The organism is Escherichia sp. E1V33, from assembly GCF_004211955.1.
Classification (GTDB): Bacteria; Pseudomonadota; Gammaproteobacteria; order Enterobacterales; family Enterobacteriaceae; genus Escherichia.
The window spans coordinates 516,669-536,070 of the sequence record NZ_RHJI01000010.1 but is presented as its reverse complement, the minus strand read 5'-3'; the positions used below and the strand labels follow the sequence as shown (position 1 = coordinate 536,070).

At 50.6% G+C, this 19,402-nt stretch carries 14 protein-coding genes; 6 read left to right on the top strand and 8 right to left on the bottom strand.

Going from position 1 to position 19,402, the window contains the following annotated elements; translation table 11 throughout:
- Position 1: 1 nt before the first annotated feature.
- Positions 2–778 (top strand): YfaP family protein, encoded by a 777-nt coding sequence (locus tag D9742_RS10685; protein ID WP_130236889.1) that lies wholly within the window; start codon positions 2–4, stop codon positions 776–778.
- A gap of 73 nt (positions 779–851) precedes the next feature.
- Here D9742_RS10685 and atoB read toward each other — a convergent pair whose 3' ends face one another.
- The 6 genes from atoB to atoS form a co-directional block, all read right to left on the bottom strand.
- Positions 852–2,036, bottom strand: a complete 1,185-nt coding sequence (gene atoB / locus D9742_RS10680) for an acetyl-CoA acetyltransferase (protein ID WP_130236888.1) — start codon at positions 2,034–2,036, stop codon at positions 852–854.
- Positions 2,037–2,061: 25 nt separating this feature from the next.
- Positions 2,062–3,384, bottom strand: a complete 1,323-nt coding sequence (locus D9742_RS10675) for a TIGR00366 family protein (protein WP_130236887.1) — start codon at positions 3,382–3,384, stop codon at positions 2,062–2,064.
- Entirely contained in the window at positions 3,381–4,031 is a 651-nt protein-coding gene (locus tag D9742_RS10670; RefSeq protein ID WP_130217054.1) for a 3-oxoacid CoA-transferase subunit B, read from the bottom strand. Before D9742_RS10670 ends, D9742_RS10675 begins: the two co-directional genes overlap by 4 nt.
- Entirely contained in the window at positions 4,031–4,693 is a 663-nt protein-coding gene (gene atoD / locus D9742_RS10665; protein ID WP_130236886.1) for an acetate CoA-transferase subunit alpha, read from the bottom strand. Before atoD ends, D9742_RS10670 begins: the two co-directional genes overlap by 1 nt.
- A 194-nt stretch (positions 4,694–4,887) precedes the next feature.
- Positions 4,888–6,273, bottom strand: a complete 1,386-nt coding sequence (atoC, locus tag D9742_RS10660; protein ID WP_130236885.1) for an acetoacetate metabolism transcriptional regulator AtoC — start codon at positions 6,271–6,273, stop codon at positions 4,888–4,890.
- Positions 6,270–8,096: a two-component system sensor histidine kinase AtoS gene (gene atoS / locus D9742_RS10655; RefSeq protein WP_130236884.1), complete on the bottom strand. Its 1,827-nt coding sequence runs from the start codon at positions 8,094–8,096 to the stop codon at positions 6,270–6,272. The genes atoC and atoS overlap by 4 nt, the downstream gene beginning before the upstream one ends.
- Positions 8,097–8,263: 167 nt before the next feature.
- Here atoS and rcsC point away from each other — a divergent pair, with 167 nt between their 5' ends.
- Positions 8,264–11,113 (top strand): two-component system sensor histidine kinase RcsC, encoded by a 2,850-nt coding sequence (rcsC, locus tag D9742_RS10650; protein ID WP_130236883.1) that lies wholly within the window; start codon positions 8,264–8,266, stop codon positions 11,111–11,113.
- A 146-nt stretch (positions 11,114–11,259) separates the two neighbouring features.
- Here the strand turns inward: rcsC and rcsB are convergent, their stop codons facing one another.
- Both rcsB and rcsD read right to left on the bottom strand, forming a co-directional pair.
- Positions 11,260–11,910, bottom strand: a complete 651-nt coding sequence (rcsB, locus tag D9742_RS10645; protein WP_042290573.1) for a response regulator transcription factor RcsB — start codon at positions 11,908–11,910, stop codon at positions 11,260–11,262.
- A 16-nt stretch (positions 11,911–11,926) separates the two neighbouring features.
- Complete coding sequence (gene rcsD / locus D9742_RS10640; protein WP_130236882.1) at positions 11,927–14,599, bottom strand: phosphotransferase RcsD; 2,673 nt, start codon at positions 14,597–14,599, stop codon at positions 11,927–11,929.
- A 736-nt stretch (positions 14,600–15,335) separates the two neighbouring features.
- Here rcsD and ompC point away from each other — a divergent pair.
- The 4 genes from ompC (at position 15,336) to alkB (ending at position 19,394) form a co-directional block, all read left to right on the top strand.
- Positions 15,336–16,439, top strand: coding sequence for a porin OmpC (gene ompC / locus D9742_RS10635; RefSeq protein WP_130236881.1), 1,104 nt, complete (start codon positions 15,336–15,338; stop codon positions 16,437–16,439).
- A gap of 111 nt (positions 16,440–16,550) precedes the next feature.
- The gene (apbE, locus tag D9742_RS10630) at positions 16,551–17,606 is read left to right on the top strand and encodes an FAD:protein FMN transferase ApbE (protein WP_130236880.1); all 1,056 of its coding nucleotides are present in this window, start codon (positions 16,551–16,553) and stop codon (positions 17,604–17,606) included.
- A 73-nt stretch (positions 17,607–17,679) separates the two neighbouring features.
- Positions 17,680–18,744: a bifunctional DNA-binding transcriptional regulator/O6-methylguanine-DNA methyltransferase Ada gene (gene ada / locus D9742_RS10625; protein WP_130236879.1), complete on the top strand. Its 1,065-nt coding sequence runs from the start codon at positions 17,680–17,682 to the stop codon at positions 18,742–18,744.
- Positions 18,744–19,394, top strand: a complete 651-nt coding sequence (gene alkB, locus D9742_RS10620) for a DNA oxidative demethylase AlkB (protein ID WP_130236878.1) — start codon at positions 18,744–18,746, stop codon at positions 19,392–19,394. The genes ada and alkB overlap by 1 nt, the downstream gene beginning before the upstream one ends.
- Positions 19,395–19,402 lie beyond the last annotated feature (8 nt).

Sequence of the window (19,402 nt, the reverse complement as noted above, 5' to 3'; positions counted from 1 at the left end):
TATGCGAAAGATTTTTCTTCCGTTGTTACTGGTGGCGCTTTCACCGGTTGCCCACAGCGAAGGTGTGCAGGAAGTCGAGATTGATGCGCCGCTCTCTGGCTGGCATCCGGCAGATGGCGAAGATGCCAGTTTTTCACAGTCGATCAATTACCCCGCGTCATCCGTCAACATGGCAGATGATCAAAATATCTCAGCGCAAATCCGCGGCAAAATAAAAAATTATGCTGCGGCGGGCAAAGTCCAGCAGGGGCGACTGGTGGTCAACGGGGCCAGTATGCCGCAGAGAATTGAATCCGATGGTTCTTTTGCGCGCCCTTATATTTTTACGGAAGGCAGTAACAGTGTGCAGGTCATCAGCCCCGATGGGCAAAGCAGACAAAAAATGCAGTTTTACTCTACGCCGGGGGCCGGAGCGATTCGCGCGCGTTTACGGCTGGTTCTCTCGTGGGATACGGACAATACCGACCTCGATCTTCATGTTGTTACGCCTGACGGTGAACATGCCTGGTACGGTAACACGGTGCTGAAAAACAGTGGCGCACTGGATATGGACGTCACGACGGGGTACGGACCAGAGATTTTCGCCATGCCAGCGCCGATTCACGGGCGCTATCAGGTGTATATCAACTACTACGGCGGGCGCAGCGAAACGGAATTAACCACCGCCCAACTGACGCTGATCACCGATGAAGGATCGGTCAATGAGAAACAGGAAACATTTATTGTACCGATGCGTAATGCTGGCGAGCTGACGCTGGTGAAAAGTTTTGACTGGTGATTAATGGGGTTACCTTCGCTGTCGTTGTTCAAGAAAACGCCCGATAACTTTCGCTATCGGACGTTTTTGTTCGTTAATTCAACCGTTCAATCACCATCGCAATTCCCTGGCCGCCACCAATGCACAGTGTTGCCAGCCCCAGCGTTTTATCGCGTGCCTGCATGGCATGTAATAGTGTGACCAGAATACGAGCACCACTGGCACCGATAGGATGCCCGAGCGCGATGGCCCCGCCGTTGACATTCACTTTCTCAGAATCAAAGCCCAGGGTTTTCCCAACGGCAAGGAACTGTGCAGCAAATGCTTCATTAGCCTCAATGAGATCAATATCCGCCAGTTGCAGCCCCGCCAGTTGTAACGCTTTTTGCGTGGCAGGTACTGGACCCATACCCATCAATGCGGGGGGCACGCCACCGCTGGCATAACTTTTAATGCGAGCCAGGGGGGTAAGGCCTGCTGCCAGCGCCGCAGATTCTTCCATAATCACCAGAGCGGCAGCACCGTCGTTAATACCAGACGCGTTCCCGGCGGTGACTGTTCCTACTTTATCGAAGGCCGGGCGCAATGCGCCTAACGCTTCAGCCGTAGAATCCACTTTCGGGAATTCGTCTTGACTGAAGACGAAGGTTTTCTTCCGGGTGACAATATTTACCGGGACGATTTCGGCTGTAAAAGCACCGGACTCAATTGCGGCTGCAGCTTTACGCTGTGAATGTAGCGCCAGTTCATCCTGCATTTCACGGGTAATTCCGTACTCTTTAGCCACGTTTTCGGCGGTAATTCCCATATGATAACCATGGGTGGCGCACATCAGGCCATCGCGCAGGATTACGTCATAAACCTGTCCATCTCCAAGACGATAACCAGAGCGTGCTTTTGCATCGAGTAAGTAGGGCGCTAAACTCATATTTTCCATACCCCCCGCCACAATGCTCTGTGCCTGACCTGCCTGAATCGCCTGTGCAGCAAGCGCCACGCTTTTCAGACCTGAACCGCACACTTTGTTGACCGTGAATCCGCACACCGTTTCAGCTAGTCCGCTTTTTAGCAGCGCCTGACGTGCCGGATTTTGCCCCAGCCCGGCTTGCAACACGTTACCCATAATCACTTCATCAACGTGTTGTGAATCGATTTTTGCGCGTTCTATAGCGGCCTGGATCACCGTTGCCCCCAGGTCGATGGCGCTGGTGGAGGCGAGTGAACCGTTAAAGCTACCGATGGCAGTACGTACCGCACTGACGATGACACAATTTTTCATTTTTCTTCCTTTTATAAAGTTGCCGTCAGAACAGCGTTAAACCAATAACGAAAATGACGCCGGAGAAGAGCAGGGCAGTGATGCAATAGCCCATGATGTCGCGGACACCGAGTCCGGCTATTGCCAGTGCAGGTAGCGCCCAGAACGGTTGTGCCATGTTCATCCACTGTTCACCGTAAGCTATCGCCATTACTGATTTACCCAGATCGGCCCCTAGCGCCTGCGCGGCAGGAAGGACGAATGGCCCCTGAATAACCCAGTGTCCACCGCCAGAAGGCACGGCGAAGTTAATTAGCGCAGAGCTAAAAAAGGTCATCAGCGGGAAGGTATCTTTGTTGGCGACATTGATGAAAAATTCGGTGATCAGGCCACCGAGGCCGGAGTGTTCCATCATTAACTGGATCCCGGCATAGAAGGGGAATTGCACCAGAATCCCGGCGGTACTGCGCGCAGCCGCACTTACCGCCCGCATATAGGCCATCGGCGTTTTATGCAACAACAGACCGGCAATCATAAACATCAGGTTGACGGTGTTGATGGTGATGTTGAATCCCTTCTCGGAGAAGTACAGCACCAGATAAGCAATGCCCAGAGCACCAATAATCAACGCCAGGATGCGACTTTCTTCCAGTTTCTCTGAAGGTGGGGCGTCTGCAGGGAGCTTCTTCTGGAAATCCGCTTCTTCCAACAACAGCTTCGGATCGATACTCACCACGTCGGAAGGCTTAGGCGTCATCATGCGGGTGATAAACGGCATCACCACAATCAGGGCCAGGGTGATAAAGATGTTGTAGCCAGTAAACAGGGTATCGCTGACCGGAATTAACCCTGCGACGTGCTCAACGGGATTCCCCGGTGTTGCTGCCAGTAGCGGCATTGAGCCGGAAAAACCACCGCCCCAGGTGAGAAAGCCGATATAGGCGCAAGCGATCAACAACGGATAGTCGGAGCCTGGTACCCGACGTGCAACTTCGCGAGCAAACATTGCGCCAACCACCAGACCGAATCCCCAGTTGATTACACAGGCGACGGAACCAAAAAAGGTGACTAACATGACCCCTTGGGTAGGCGTTTTGGCTGCTGACGCCGCAGTACGTAACAAACTTTTCACCGGACCAGAACTGGCGAGTGCATGCCCGGTCACGATGATGAGCGCCATCTGCATCCCGAATGCCAGCAGATTCCAGAAGCCGTCACCCCATAGTTTCACCATGCTGAAAGGGGTTTGTGGCGTTAACCAGAGAGCTACGGCAAAGGTGATTAATGTCAGTAGCATGGCGAAGATCAGGGGATCGGGAAGCCAGCGACTGACAAAGCGCGTCATAAAACGCGAGATGCGACCGATCATAGCGCCCCCTGTGGGAGCAAAAGATCATCAGCGACGGCGAACTGCGCTTCAGTTTTGGCACGCACAGTTTCTAAATCACAACCTTCGGCAATTTCAGTGAGCCACATCTTGCCATCGATAAAGCGGAACACCGCCAGTTCTGTCACCAGCATATGAACTGCGTGAAGCGCGGTTAGCGGCATGGTGCATTGACGTAAAATTTTTGCTGAACCATCTTTGGCGCAATGTTCCATGGCAATGATCACTTTGCGCGACCCGGTCACCAGATCCATCGCACCACCCATACCAGGCACCATTTTTCCTGGCACGACCCAGTTGGCGAGATTGCCTTGTTCATCGACCTGTAAGCCACCGAGTACACAGGCATCAATATGACCACCACGAATCAGCGCAAATGACATCGCGCTATCGAACATCGCCGCGCCGGGTAAAACACCGCACGGTTGCCCGCCAGCGTTCACCAGATCGGGATGCGCTGTCGTGACCGGGCCTAAACCGAGGAAGCCGTTTTCCGATTGCAGAGTGATATGAATACCCTCCGGTAAATAATTGGCGACCATTGTGGGTAAACCGATCCCTAAGTTAACGATGTCACCATCACAAAGTTCCTGCGCCACGCGGCGCGCAATACGTTGTTTCGCGTCCATTATTTGCTCTCCTGTGGAATGATGATGTGGTCGATAACAGCGCCGGGGGTGACGATGTGGTCGGGGTGCAATTCGCCGGTGTCGACCAGTTCGTCGGGTTCCACCAGCGTGATGTCTGCTGCGAGAGCAATCAGGGGGTTAAAGTTGCGGGCGCTGAGTTGGTAGGTGAGGTTTCCGAGTGCGTCGCAACGGTGGGCGCGGATCAACGCCAGGTCTGCCCGCAATGGACGTTCAAGCAACCAGGTTTTGCCATCGAGGGTGAGCGTTTGTTTGCCTTCTTCGACGACGGTGCCGACACCGGTTGGGGTGAGAAAACCACCAAGTCCGGCACCGCCACAGCGAATTTGCTCAATCAATGTACCTTGCGGTACGAGAACGACCTCCATTTCGCCAGAAATCATGCGCCGTCCGGTTTCCGGGTTAGTGCCAATATGTGAAGCGATGACTTTGCTGACCCGACCGTTGACAATCAGCGGGCCAGTACCAGTATCAATAAATGCCGTGTCATTGGCGATTAAGGTCAGATCCCTGACACCGGATTCCAGTAATGCCTCAACGAGGCGGGGAGGCGTGCCAATTCCCATAAAACCGCCAACCATAATGGTCATGCCATCACGAAAGAAGCTGGCGGCGTCCTCTATGCTCATCAATTTTGTTTTCATTTTTTATCCCTCTTGAATACACCGTTGTGGGTACACAGAAGGCATAGCAAGGGGAGTGCCAGAATGAAATTATGCGAAATAATTTCTAATAGATTGAAAATATTGAAATAAAAAGGAGGGTGGTGGTGAGGGGATATTGCACTGCTATGCAGGATTTTGCGCACTGTGCAAATTTCTGCATAGCAGTTTTTGTCTTACGCACCGGCTGGATCAATGCCGTATTCTTGCAGTTTGTACATTAACGCACGGCGACTGATACCGAGCATCAGCGCGGTGCGAGTACGGTTTCCTTCCTGTTGCTCCAGCACTTCAATAATGATCCGTTTCTCTTCGCGCTTAATTTCTTCTTTGAGATTGCGCTCGCCCGGTGGCGTGCTTTTCACATCGTGATTCATACAGACAGGCTGGCGAAATTGTGGTGGTAGATCTTCTGCAAAAATTACCGGTCCCGAGTTCATTACCACCGCGCGCTCAATGACGTTAGAAAGCTCACGGATATTGCCAGGCCACGACCAGGCGGTAAGCAATGACATTGCGCTGGGGTCGATTTCGATAATATCGCGTTGGTTTTCGCTACTGAATTTTTGCAAAAAATGATTGGCTAAGAGGGAAATGTCTTCTCGTCTCTCGCGAAGTGGCGGCAACATTAAATGAATCACATTGAGTCGATAAAAGAGATCTTCACGGAAAGTACCTTCTTTTACCATCGCGTCCAGGTTGCGATTGGTAGCGGCAATGATGCGAATATCGACTTTGATGGTTTGATGGCCGCCTATGCGTTCAAATTCCCTCTCCTGCAAAATGCGCAACAATTTAGCCTGCAATACCAACGGCATTTCACCAATTTCATCAAGGAATAATGTGCCGCTGTCGGCACGCTCAAACAGTCCCTGGCGCAGGGTCAGTGCACCGGTAAATGCGCCTTTTTCATGACCAAAAAGTTCGCTTTCCAGCAGGGATTCTGGTAGCGCGGCACAGTTAATTTTAATAAATGGCCCATTGGCGCGGCGGGAGTTGTAATGGATCGCCCGGGCAATCAGCTCCTTACCAGTACCGCTTTCGCCACTGACTAACACGCTGGCCTGCGAGAGGGCAATTTTTGCCGTGTCTTTGCAGATCGCCTTCATGACCGGGCTACTGGTTAATATATGGCCCCACTGCCAACTGGCACTTAGCGCTTGATGTAGCTGGCGAATCTCTTTTTTCATTGACTGCAACTGCAATGCGCGCTGCACGACCAGGTTCAGCTCATCCAGATCAAACGGTTTGATGACGTAATCAAACGCACCACTGCGTAAGGCTTCTACTGCCGTTTCGACTTCGGCATATGCGGTCATCAGGACAATGGGCGTGCGTGGATTATGACCACGCATCGCTTTTAACGCACTGATACCATCCATTTCCGGCATACGGATATCCATCAGCACCACGTCCGGTTGCACACGGGTGAACAGTGGCAATGCTTCATTGCCGTTACAGGCGCAATGAGTGTCATACCCCTGCAAAGAAAAAGCGGTGGATAGCATGCGACGCACATTCTCTTCGTCGTCAACAATCAGGATTCGGTAAACAGCATTCATAAGGGCAAATTTTCCTGCGGATCAATCGGTAAGATAAGGGTGAATGTGGCACCGCAGCCGGGCAGGCTGGCGACGCGAATATCGCCTTGGTGCGCATTAATAATTCGTTGGCTTAAGGCAAGGCCAAGTCCTGTGCCGGACGCTTTAGTGGTAAAGAAGGGATCAAAGATTTTTCTCTGTAGAGACAGCTCGATGCCGCAGCCGTTGTCTTCAATCGTGATCGCCTGCTGGTTAGCCGTATACATCCATGTGCGAATGCGGATTTCCCCGCGCGCGGTGATAGCTTGCACGGCATTGATCAACATATTCAGGATTACCTGCTTGAGTAGTTCCCGATCAGCCACGATCGCTGTGAGTGACGGGTCAAGTTCTGTAATAAAGTCGAGCCGTGCCTGTACGCCGGAGGTTTGGGCAAGAATCAGCGTCTCTTCGATCAAGGCATTGAGATACACTTGTTGCCACTGGCTTTTACGTGGGCGGGAAAAATCCAAAAGCTGCTGAATAACTTTATTAATGGAATCAATCTCATTCTGTACAATTGACAGATATTCCTGATGTTCTGGCTGAGGTGTCTGCTGGCGAATGATTTGCACGTAACCCCTGATGGCGGTGAGAGGATTGCGTACTTCATGGGCTACGCCTGCCATCAGTTCCCCAAGGGTGGCGAGTCTTTCTGTCTGCGCCAGTCGCCGTTGGCTTTCTTTACGTGCCGTCAGATCGGAGAAAATCACTAAAGCGCCAATCATTTCACCATGTCCGTCATGGATTCGGCTGGTGGTGGCGCTGATTTCAATGGTTCGGTCGCGTCCGGGATAGCTGATTTCCAGCGCCATATGTTCGATACCATGCGCCAGCGTATCAAGAACCGGACTATAAAAATGGGTGTTGGCAAAGAGGGTGGCGTAAGGCTGGCCTACCAGTTCCTGACGTTTGTATCCGGTGATGGCTTCCGCTGCAGGATTCATGGTGATCACATCGCCTTGTCGGTCAATGGCAATCACTGCATCGGCGGCATTTTCAATAATCAGGTCATTGAGTGTTTTCGATTCACGAAGCGCGTCGGCAAGGTTATTCACACAACGGCTGATTTGCCCTAGTTCGCCAGGTAGCGGTGGCAATTGCGTCGGATTATTCTGCGCCAGCGTCGACAGACCCGCAGTGATGATATCGATGTTGGCGCTTAAACGGCGAGAAAAAAGCACAATCAACAGCAGGCTAATCAGCAGACCGGCAGAAAGGACAATGATTATCCGCACGTCCATTTTCCATGCCTGACGACGAATATCCTCCGTTAATTCATTCGCCCAGATATAACCAAGCACGATGCCCTGGCGTTCTATTGGGATCATGGAATTCATAATATCGCCGCGGACTTGCCTGCCGGAAAAGAGTTGTGGCGTGTTGGTTTGCATGACGATATTGCCGGGATGATCCGGGGTGATACTAATACCTACATTGCTTTGATAGAGTGCCGATGGGGCATAAGTGATAATTGCGTCCAGTTCTTTGTGGTAATAGCCAGCCCCGACACCGGGAAAAGCTTGGGTAATACGTTCGGTAATAGGAGCCAACTCATGATTCAGCGCCCGGATGCGTGCCTCACGAGGCAGATGTTGGTAAAGCGCAAAGCGTTCTTCCAGTGCGGCGTTCAGCAACTGCACAACCGCCGCTAATTTTTTCTCTTTTTCAGATAAGACCGCTGACCGACCCTCAGTTTCTACGATATAACCAATAGATAGCGTCGGAATGATGACCATCAGGATTGCCATCATAATGAGCTGGTTGCGCAGACGACGTGGGTACAACCACTTCAGAGAGTGCATGCTGGGTATCCGGGTTGTTTTTCAGGCAAACGACGATTATCAGGGGTTAAGGTAATGATTTCTCGGCGGTGTATCATATTCCAGAGAAGAGAGAACATTGCGGTGGCACGCTTTTACCGCTACCTTAACCACACTCCATCGTTCACCTGAGGCGGAGCTTCGCCCCTTTGAAATACCTTGCTTCTTTTCGCACAACCCTGAAAGTCTCGCGCTACATGTTCAGAGCGCTGGCGTTATTGATCTGGCTGTTGATTGCTTTTTCATCAGTGTTTTACATCGTCAACGCTTTACATCAACGAGAATCTGAGATTCGTCAGGAATTTAATCTGAGCTCCGATCAGGCTCAGCGGTTTATTCAGCGCACCTCTGATGTCATGAAAGAGCTGAAGTACATTGCTGAAAATCGCTTATCCGTGGAAAACGGCGTGCTTTCTCCGCGTGGGCGTGAAACGCAAGCGGATGTGCCGGTTTTCGAACCGCTGTTTGCTGATTCCGATTGTTCCGCAATGAGCAACACATGGCGAGGCTCCCTGGAGTCACTGGCGTGGTTTATGCGCTACTGGCGCGATAACTTCTCTGCGGCTTACGATCTCAACCGCGTGTTTTTAATCGGCAGCGATAATCTCTGTATGGCTAACTTTGGCCTGCGTGATATGCCCGTCGAACGCGACACCGCTCTGAAAGCCCTGCATGAACGCATTAACAAATATCGTAATGCGCCACAGGATGACAGTGGCAGTAACCTTTTCTGGATCAGTGAAGGGCCGCGTCCTGGGGTGGGGTATTTCTACGCGCTGACACCAGTTTATCTGGCAAACCGTTTGCAAGCGCTTTTAGGCGTAGAACAGACAATTCGGATGGAGAACTTCTTCCTGCCGGGTACGTTGCCAATGGGCGTCACCATTCTTGATGAAAATGGCCATACCCTGATTTCGCTGACCGGACCGGAAAGTAAGATCAAAGCTGAACCACGTTGGATGCAGGAGCGATCCTGGTTTGGCTATACGCCAGGTTTCCGTGAGCTGGTGCTGAAGAAAAATTTACCGCCGTCTTCGCTAAGTATTGTCTATTCAGTGCCTGTTGATCAGGTGCTGGAACGTATTCGCATGTTGATACTTAACGCGATTTTGCTGAACGTGATTGCGGGTGCTGCATTGTTTACTCTCGCACGGATGTATGAGCGACGTATTTTTATTCCGGCGGAAAGTGACGCCCAGCGACTGGAAGAGCATGAGCAGTTTAACCGCAAGATAGTCGCCTCTGCGCCTGTGGGCATCTGCATTTTGCGAACTGTCGATGGCGTCAATATTTTGAGTAACGAACTGGCGCACACCTATCTCAACATGCTTACGCATGAGGATCGTCAACGGCTGACGCAAATTATTTGTGGCCAGCAGGTCAATTTTGTCGATGTCCTTACCAGTAACAATACCAATCTACAGATCAGCTTTGTTCATTCGCGCTATCGTAATGAAAACGTGGCAATTTGCGTACTGGTAGATGTGTCTTCACGTGTGAAGATGGAAGAGTCGCTGCAGGAAATGGCGCAGGCAGCAGAACAGGCGAGCCAGTCAAAATCGATGTTCCTTGCTACCGTCAGCCACGAACTGCGAACGCCGCTGTATGGCATTATTGGTAACCTGGATCTATTACAAACCAAAGAGTTACCAAAAGGTGTTGACCGTCTGGTGACGGCAATGAATAACTCTTCCAGCCTGTTATTGAAAATTATTAGCGACATTCTCGATTTCTCGAAGATTGAATCGGAACAGTTGAAAATCGAACCACGCGAGTTTTCACCGCGCGAAGTCATGAACCACATCACCGCCAACTATTTGCCGCTGGTGGTACGCAAGCAACTTGGTTTGTACTGTTTTATTGAGCCAGATGTACCGATGGCGCTCAATGGCGACCCAATGCGCTTACAGCAGGTGATCTCCAACCTTTTAAGTAATGCTATTAAATTTACTGATACCGGCTGCATTGTTCTGCATGTTCGCGTTGATGGCGATTATCTTTCTATTCGCGTACGCGATACCGGAGTGGGTATTCCGGCGAAAGAGGTGGTGCGGTTATTTGATCCGTTCTTTCAGGTAGGGACGGGCGTACAGCGTAACTTCCAGGGGACTGGTCTGGGACTGGCGATTTGTGAAAAACTGATCAGCATGATGGACGGTGACATCTCGGTGGATTCTGAACCGGGAATGGGTAGCCAGTTTGCGGTGCGTATTCCACTGTATGGCGCGCAGTATCCGCAGAAAAAAGGTGTCGAAGGATTAACGGGTAAACGTTGCTGGCTGGCGGTACGCAATGCGTCGCTCTGTCAGTTCCTTGAAACCAGTTTGCAACGTAGCGGTATAGTTGTTGCAACATATGAAGGGCAGGAACCGACTTCCGAAGATGTGTTGATCACCGATGATGTGGTGAGTAAAAAATGGCAGGGCAGGGCGGTTGTGACTTTCTGTCGTCGCCATATCGGCATCCCTCTGGAGAAAGCCCCTGGTGAATGGGTACATAGTGTGGCAGCCCCGCACGAGTTACCGGCATTGCTGGCGCGCATCTATCTGATAGAGATGGAGAGTGACGATCCTGCTAACTCTCTGCCGTTGACCGACAAAGTGGTCAGCAATAACGACGATATGATGATTCTGGTCGTGGACGATCATCCGATTAACCGTCGCCTGTTGGCCGATCAGCTTGGATCTTTAGGCTATCAGTGTAAGACGGCGAATGATGGTGTTGATGCGCTTAATGTTCTTAGTAAGAATCACATTGATATTGTGTTAAGTGATGTCAACATGCCGAATATGGATGGTTACCGGTTAACGCAACGTATCCGCCAGCTGGGACTGACGCTGCCGGTAATAGGGGTAACGGCCAATGCGTTGGCTGAAGAGAAACAGCGGTGTCTGGAGTCCGGTATGGATAGCTGTCTGTCTAAGCCAGTGACGTTGGATGTCATAAAACAGACGTTGACGATTTATGCCGAAAGGGTCAGGAAAGCGCGGGAATCGTAGGTGCGTTCGGTGCAAATGCCAGATGCGACGCTGGCGCGTCTTATCTGGCCTACAAAGTTGTAATATATTGAAATATTAGAATTTGTAGGCCGGATAAGGCGTTTACGCTGCATCCGGCAATCGGAGCTTATCTGGACTGCGGGAAATTACTCTTTATCCGCCGGACTTAACGTCACAGAAGAGAGATAATTCAACAGAGCGATATCGTTCTCGACACCCAGCTTCATCATTGCGGATTTTTTCTGGCTACTGATGGTTTTAATACTCCGGTTCAGCTTTTTAGCAATCTCGGTAACCAGGAAGCCTTCTGCAAACAGGCGCAGAACTTCACTCTCTTTTGGTGAGAGGCGCTTGTCACCGTAACCGCCAGCGCTGATTTTCTCTAACAGCCGAGAAACGCTTTCCGGAGTAAATTTCTTACCTTTTTGTAGCGCTGCCAGCGCTTTCGGCAGGTCGGTCGGCGCACCTTGTTTCAGAACGATCCCTTCGATATCCAGGTCCAGTACCGCGCTAAGAATAGCCGGGTTGTTGTTCATGGTCAGAACAATAATCGACAGACTTGGGAAGTGGCGCTTGATGTACTTGATTAAGGTAATGCCATCGCCGTATTTATCGCCAGGCATGGAGAGATCGGTAATCAAAACATGCGCATCCAGCTTCGGCAGGTTATTGATCAGTGCTGTAGAGTCCTCAAATTCGCCGACAACATTCACCCACTCGATTTGCTCAAGTGATTTGCGAATACCGAACAAGACTATCGGATGGTCATCAGCAATAATTACGTTCATATTGTTCATGTAATAGGCTACCTTGCTACAGCAAGCTCTTGACATAGCTGTCAATGTCGCTGATGTATTTTTCTATTCCTGGGACATCCTTCTCGCGAATAAGATGTTCCAGCGTTTCACATAACTGCTTGCCGGGTACCAGATTAAGCATGGCAAACACGCCTTTCAGACGATGAGCCGTTTGGGCTAACGCAGCAAAGTCACTGGTTGCTGCCTCAGTATATAGCCTCTTAACATCATCCGGTACTGTGTCTACAAAGAGCGCATAATAGCCGCTGGCATGGAGTTGTGCATTTTCATCTCCGCCCAGAGGCGATTCTGTCACCTCTTCCTGCGCCAGTTGCACTTCGATTAATTGTAAGACCGCTTCCTGCATAGCGTTGCTCATATTGAAGTTGACGCACAATTGACCAGGCCCAATTTCCCGTACGCCAGACTCATCATCGCTTAAAAGCAAGCCAGAGGCAGTAAGATTAGACGGATTATCCGTTAAAAAGATATCATAATCTTGACTAATTAATCTTTCATCCGGTGTGATGCAGGTTGCCCCCCAATTTTCTAACTGGCGAGTGACAATATTCCGAATTTCTGCGGAAGTTATGTCCATCATCACGCTAACATCATCCAGTAAACGCTCTTCTTCCTCTTCGACTTCCGGTTCCGCAGTGGGCATTTTGATATGCACGGAGTAACGTGTACCAAGCTCGTCGCGCGTTTTGATGTTTAAATGACCGCCTAGCTTGCGCGCCAACTGGTCGCTCAACCAGAATGCCAACGGGTCCGCCTTGCCGTAGCGATCTCTTTGGGTCTGGTTGATAAACGGGAAGTGTAAATTATCCATTTCATGAATGCTTATGCCATCTCCGGTGTCAAGAATGCGGAAAGTCAGACGTTCTTCAGAAGATTCGTCCTGATCAACCTCAAGGGTAATTTTCCCCATTTGCGTTGAGGTGACAGCATATTGCATCAGTAACAGCAAAATACGGCGTAGGGCCTCGCGATCTCCGCAGCGCATATCGTGAGCTTTTAGATGATTGTTAATCAGTAACTGCAGACCTTTACGCTTGATGGCTGGCAACACGGAAGGCACGACTTCATCAATTAAATCCTGCACGGAGAAAAGCTCGCTCTCGCTTTTCCAGCTATCGTCGGCAAGCATATTCGCTAACTGGATTTCGTCGACCAGGTGCACCAGCACATCAGCTTGATTCGCCAGTTGTTTGCTTTCAGGTGTGTTGAGTTTGGCTGCGCTTTCCGCCAGGGTGTGTGCAGGTTCTTTTAGTGCGTCGCCAATATTTTTCATAAAGGCCATCCGGCCTTGCTGATTCTTCTCGTACAGACGCTGCGCCTGCTTGAGTTTCTTGTTCACCAGTACTTCGCGATCTTGATCGCGAATGATGAAGATTTGTGTACGCGGCGCGACCTGGCTGCGAAACATACGGATCTCATACAGTTCGTTGTTAATCGTCGCCTGAATGATGCCCTGGTGCTGTTCTGCCATCGTGGTGATGTTTTGCAGATTCAAATGCGGCAGCAGGTGATCGGCAATTTTGTTGCTTATGACTGTTCGATTCGATTCCTGATCGTGAACCAGCAGGCCGAGCGGCAGCAGTGACACGATCTCTTCATTGATAGCCCGCAAAATGCGCAGTTCATTGTTCACTGCCGTGCTGGGTATGCTTTCAGTGGTGCGGCCAGAGAAATGGCGGAAGGTTGTATAGCCAAACAGCGCCAGCGCCAGCAAACCGATGTTCAGCAGCAGCGGCAGGAGAATGTTTTGCAACGTATCCAGCAGCAATGTGCCATAAGGAACCTGCCAAACCAGACGCATATCCGTGGAGTTGAGCGCCGAAGATATTTCAATCTTCGAACTATTAAAGTGGATACTGACGCTATCCGTCGCTTCTTTTTCATTATTATTGGTTCCCGCTGCTGCCGCGTCTGGCTCCAGACGGAAGCTATCCAGCGGCATCCCCGGCGGGATCAAATCATTAATAGGCAGATCAAAAGCTACTACCGTCGCCAGATGTCCCGGCTGGTTAAAGGTGGTGCGCAGGGTAAAATAATGACCGTTCTGCCATGCCAGGCGGCGCAGGTTAGAAAAACTTTCGCGTTCATCCAGGGCGTTGGCCTGTTGCAACATCTCTGCTCGACGAGAATCAACAATGTCACTGACGGTCGACTCTTTAAATCCCGAGGTGAGATCTTTGAGCGGTAGGGTAGAGATCAAAACCAGGCTGTTATCCTGGCCGTTCAGATAGTACATTGACCAGGGAACATTCTCTGCGCCCCACAATGTGTCCAGATAAGTGGACATCCTTTGGGTCATTTCAAGCGTTGAGTTGTCGTGAGAACCAAAGATCAGGGCTTCCGTTTTGCGGCGCGGTTTTTCCAGATAATAAACATCCTGTTTCAGGCGCGTCTCCTGCAAACCTTCGCTGGAGGAGGTAGAGGCCGTTGCGGCAATGTTGTCGTAGATCTGCCAGGTCACATAACGCCAGGTATCGACGCGCTTTTGTATGGCATGGGTAATATCAACAATCTGGTAGCTTTTATCTTTCAGCCAGGCGTTAACGGCGCTTTGCACCATTACACCCATCGTCACCAGTAACACAATGATCAACAGTAAAAAGAAGCGGGTAATGCTCCCCGGTAGGAGTGAAAAGCGGGTCGTGGCCGTTGTCTCTTTCTGACGCATTAGTGTTTATGACCTGTTAAAACTTCGCAAAGTGATAGGGCAGTATAAAGGGTACAGTGTGAAATTCCAGACTCTTACCTGATTGATGTTAAGGCATTCGCCGACGATATTTCACATTTTGCGCTGCGGTAAATAAATGTACAAATGCGTTGGTAATGTACAAATAACTCACAGGCGTGGAAAAAATTATCAGGAAAATAGCGCAGATAGATTTTGTCGGTAATTGTTGTCGTTTTTTACGAAATAGTTAACGATTGTTATAATTTTGCTACAGTAGCACAAGAAAATAAAAGATGTGTAAAGAAGGGTAAAAAAAACCGGATGCGATGCATCCGGCCGAAATAGGGGTAAACAGACATTCAGAAATGAATGACGGTAATAAATAAAGTTAATGATGATAGCGAGAGATATTTTAGTTGCGAGTGAAGAATTTGTTTTAACATTCAGTGCGGTCAAAGACTTAAGATTAAGTTATTGTTTTAAAGGTCGAAATAATCTTACTTGATGTTTAGTGCGTTATTTGCTCAACCATTAGGATCTGAAAAAGTTCCATCATATTTACATTTTGAAATATCTATGTGGATATTTGAAACATCTTAAAAGTTTTAGTATCATATTCGTGTTGGATTATTCTGCATTTTTGGGGAGAATGGACCTGCCGACTGATTAATGAGGGTTAATCAGTATGCAGTGGCATAAAAAAGCAAATAAAGGCATATAACAGAGGGTTAATAACATGAAAGTTAAAGTACTGTCCCTCCTGGTCCCAGCTCTGCTGGTAGCAGGCGCAGCAAATGCTGCTGAAGTTTACAACAAAGACGGCAACAAATTAGATCTGTACGGTAAAGTAGACGGCCTGCACTATTTCTCCGACAACGACAATGTTGATGGCGACCAGACCTACATGCGTCTTGGCTTCAAAGGCGAAACTCAGGTTACTGACCAGCTGACCGGTTACGGCCAGTGGGAATATCAGATCCAGGGCAACGCTCCGGAAAGCGAAAACAACTCCTGGACCCGTGTGGCATTTGCTGGTCTGAAATTCCAGGACATCGGTTCTTTCGACTACGGTCGTAACTACGGCGTTGTTTACGACGTAACTTCCTGGACCGACGTACTGCCAGAATTCGGTGGCGACACCTACGGTTCTGACAACTTCATGCAGCAGCGTGGTAACGGCTTCGCGACTTACCGTAACACCGACTTCTTCGGTCTGGTTGATGGCCTGAACTTTGCAGTTCAGTACCAGGGCAAAAACGGTAGTGTAAGCGGCGAAGGCATGACCAACAACGGTCGTGGCGCTCTGCGTCAGAACGGCGACGGTGTCGGCGGTTCTATCACTTATGATTACGAAGGCTTCGGTATCGGTGCTGCAGTTTCCAGCTCCAAACGTACTGATGATCAGAACAGCGTTGCTTACATCGGTAACGGCGACCGTGCTGAAACCTACACTGGTGGTCTGAAATACGACGCTAACAACATCTACCTGGCTGCTCAGTACACCCAGACCTACAACGCAACTCGCGTAGGTTCCCTGGGTTGGGCGAACAAAGCACAGAACTTCGAAGCTGTTGCTCAGTACCAGTTCGACTTCGGTCTGCGTCCGTCTGTAGCATACCTGCAGTCTAAAGGTAAAAACTTGGGTACCATCGCTGGTCGTAACTACGACGACGAAGATATCCTGAAATATGTTGATGTTGGTGCTACCTACTACTTCAACAAAAACATGTCCACCTACGTTGACTACAAAATCAACCTGCTGGACGACAACCGTTTCACCCGTGACGCTGGCATCAACACTGATGACATCGTAGCTCTGGGTCTGGTTTACCAGTTCTAATCTCGATTTATATCGAACAAAGGGCCTGCGGGCCCTTTTTTCATTGTTTTCAGCGTACAAACGCGTTTTTTTGGTGTACTCTTGCGATCGTTCGCATGAGGATAATCACGTATGGAAATAAGCTTTACCCGCGTGGCATTGCTGGCTGCCACGCTCTTCTTTGTCGGTTGCGATCAAAAACCACAACCCGCCAACCCCCACGCTACTGAAGTTACTGTTCTTGAAGGCAAAACCATGGGAACCTTCTGGCGTGCCAGTATCCCGGGCATTGACACCAAACGTAGCGCCGAGCTCAAAGAGAAGATTCAGACCCAGCTGGACGCTGACGATCAGCTGCTTTCGACCTATAAAAAAGACTCCGCGCTGATGCGCTTTAACGACTCGCAAAGCCTGACACCGTGGCCGGTAAATGAAGCCATGGCGGATATCGTCACCACCTCGCTGCGTATTGGCGCAAAGACCGATGGCGCAATGGATATTACCGTCGGGCCGCTGGTGAATCTGTGGGGCTTTGGCCCGGAACAACAACCGGTACAAATTCCGAGCCAGGAACAGATCGACGCGATGAAAGCCAAAACCGGCTTACAGCACCTGACGGTCATCAATCAGTATCATCAGCAGTACCTGCAAAAAGATCTTCCGGATTTATATGTCGACCTTTCGACCGTAGGCGAAGGTTATGCGGCCGATCATTTGGCACGCTTGATGGAGCAGGAAGGTATTTCCCGCTACCTGGTGTCGGTGGGCGGGGCGCTGAACAGCCGCGGTATGAACGGCGAGGGCCAGCCGTGGCGAGTGGCGATTCAAAAACCAACCGATAAAGAAAACGCGGTTCAGGCGGTAGTGGATATCAACGGTCACGGTATCAGCACCTCCGGCAGCTATCGCAATTATTACGAACTGGACGGCAAACGCCTTTCTCATGTTATTGATCCGCAAACCGGACGACCTATCGAACATAATCTGGTGTCCGTGACGGTGATTGCACCGACGGCGCTGGAAGCCGACGCCTGGGATACAGGTTTGATGGTGCTCGGGCCAGAGAAAGCCAAAGAAGTCGTCCGCCGGGAAGGGCTGGCGGTTTATATGATCACCAAAGAAGGCGATAGCTTTAAAACCTGGATGTCGCCGCAGTTTAAAAGCTTCCTGGTGAGCGAAAAAAATTAAAGCGCAAGATTGTTGGTTTTTGCGTGATGGTGACCGGGCAGACTAAAGGCTATCCTTAACCAGGGAGCTGATTATGAAAAACGCCACACGCTTAACTGACGATCAACGCTGGCAATCGGTCCTAGCCCGCGACCCGCACGCCGACGGCGAATTTGTTTTCGCCGTGCGTACCACGGGTATCTTTTGCCGTCCGTCTTGCCGCGCCAGACATGCCTTGCGGGAAAACGTTTCTTTCTATGCTGATGCCAGCGAGGCGCTTGCCGCTGGCTTTCGTCCCTGCAAACGCTGCCAACCTGATAAAGCCAACGCCCAGCAACATCGGCTGGATAAAATCACCCGCGCTTGTCGACTGCTGGAACAGGAAATGCCTGTAACGCTGGAGGCCTTAGCTGACCAGGTGGCGATGAGTCCGTTCCATCTGCATCGTTTATTTAAAGCCACGACCGGAATGACGCCAAAAGCCTGGCAACAGGCCTGGCGCGCTCGACGTTTGCGCGCATCGCTGGCGAAAGGTGAGAGCGTCACCCAGGCGATTCTGAACGCTGGATTTCCCGACGGCAGTAGTTATTACCGCAAAGCCGACGAAACGCTGGGAATGACGGCTAAACAGTTTCGTCACGGCGGCGAAAACCTGGCTGTGCGTTATGCGCTGGCTGATTGTGAGTTGGGCCGTTGCCTGGTGGCAGAAAGCGAGCGGGGGATTTGCGCGATTCTGCTGGGCGACGATGACGGGATGTTGATTAACGAACTCCGTCAAATGTTTCCTGCCGCCGACAACGCGCCTGCTGACCTGATGTTTCAGCAACATGTGTGTGAAGTGATTGCCAGCCTCAATCAGCGCGATACGCCGCTGATGTTACCGCTGGATATTCGGGGAACCGCTTTTCAACAACAAGTCTGGCAGGCGCTACGCACTATACCTTGTGGTGAAACGGTGAGTTACCAGCAACTGGCGAACGCGATTGGCAAACCTAAAGCCGTTCGCGCGGTAGCCAGTGCCTGCGCCGCCAATAGATTAGCTATTATTATCCCTTGTCATCGGGTAGTACGCGGTGATGGCGCACTTTCTGGTTACCGCTGGGGCGTGTCGCGCAAAGCGCACTTGCTGCGCCGCGAAGCTGAACATGAGGAGAGGTAATGTTGGATCTGTTTGCTGATGCTGAACCGTGGCAAGAATCGCTGGCTCCCGGCGCGGTTATTTTGCGCCGTTTTGCTTTTAACGCTGCGGAACAACTGATGCACGATATCAGTGACATTGCCAGCCAGTCGCCGTTTCGCCAGATGGTCACCCCCGGGGGATATACCATGTCGGTAGCGATGACCAACTGTGGGCATCTGGGCTGGACTACCCATCGGCAAGGCTATCTCTATTCGCCCATTGATCCGCAAACAAATAAACCGTGGCCCGCCATGCCGCAGAGTTTTAATGATTTATGTCAGCACGCGGCCACGGCGGCGGGTTATCCAGATTTCCAGCCTGACGCTTGCCTAATCAACCGCTACGCCCCTGGTGCGAAACTGTCGCTGCATCAGGATAAAGACGAACCGGATCTGCGCGCGCCAATTGTTTCTGTTTCTCTGGGCTTACCCGCGATTTTTCAATTTGGCGGCCTGAAACGAAATGATCCGCTAAAACGTTTGTTGTTGGAACATGGCGATGTGGTGGTGTGGGGCGGTGAGTCGCGGCTGTTTTATCACGGCATTCAACCGCTCAAAGCGGGGTTTCATCCACTCACCGCCGACTGCCGCTACAACCTGACATTCCGTCAGGCAGGTAAAAAAGAATAAAAATAAGA

Bases quoted from the DNA above. Each gene is read 5' to 3' on its own strand.
- D9742_RS10685 (WP_130236889.1), top strand. From the start codon at position 2: ATGCGAAAGATTTTTCTTCCGTTGTTACTGGTGGCGCTTTCACCGGTT.
- atoB (WP_130236888.1), bottom strand. From the start codon at position 2,036: ATGAAAAATTGTGTCATCGTCAGTGCGGTACGTACTGCCATCGGTAGC.
- D9742_RS10675 (WP_130236887.1), bottom strand. From the start codon at position 3,384: ATGATCGGTCGCATCTCGCGTTTTATGACGCGCTTTGTCAGTCGCTGG.
- D9742_RS10670 (WP_130217054.1), bottom strand. From the start codon at position 4,031: ATGGACGCGAAACAACGTATTGCGCGCCGCGTGGCGCAGGAACTTTGT.
- atoD (WP_130236886.1), bottom strand. From the start codon at position 4,693: ATGAAAACAAAATTGATGAGCATAGAGGACGCCGCCAGCTTCTTTCGT.
- atoC (WP_130236885.1), bottom strand. From the start codon at position 6,273: ATGAATGCTGTTTACCGAATCCTGATTGTTGACGACGAAGAGAATGTG.
- atoS (WP_130236884.1), bottom strand. From the start codon at position 8,096: ATGCACTCTCTGAAGTGGTTGTACCCACGTCGTCTGCGCAACCAGCTC.
- rcsB (WP_042290573.1), bottom strand. From the start codon at position 11,910: ATGAACAATATGAACGTAATTATTGCTGATGACCATCCGATAGTCTTG.
- rcsD (WP_130236882.1), bottom strand. From the start codon at position 14,599: ATGCGTCAGAAAGAGACAACGGCCACGACCCGCTTTTCACTCCTACCG.
- ompC (WP_130236881.1), top strand. From the start codon at position 15,336: ATGAAAGTTAAAGTACTGTCCCTCCTGGTCCCAGCTCTGCTGGTAGCA.
- apbE (WP_130236880.1), top strand. From the start codon at position 16,551: ATGGAAATAAGCTTTACCCGCGTGGCATTGCTGGCTGCCACGCTCTTC.
- ada (WP_130236879.1), top strand. From the start codon at position 17,680: ATGAAAAACGCCACACGCTTAACTGACGATCAACGCTGGCAATCGGTC.
- alkB (WP_130236878.1), top strand. From the start codon at position 18,744: ATGTTGGATCTGTTTGCTGATGCTGAACCGTGGCAAGAATCGCTGGCT.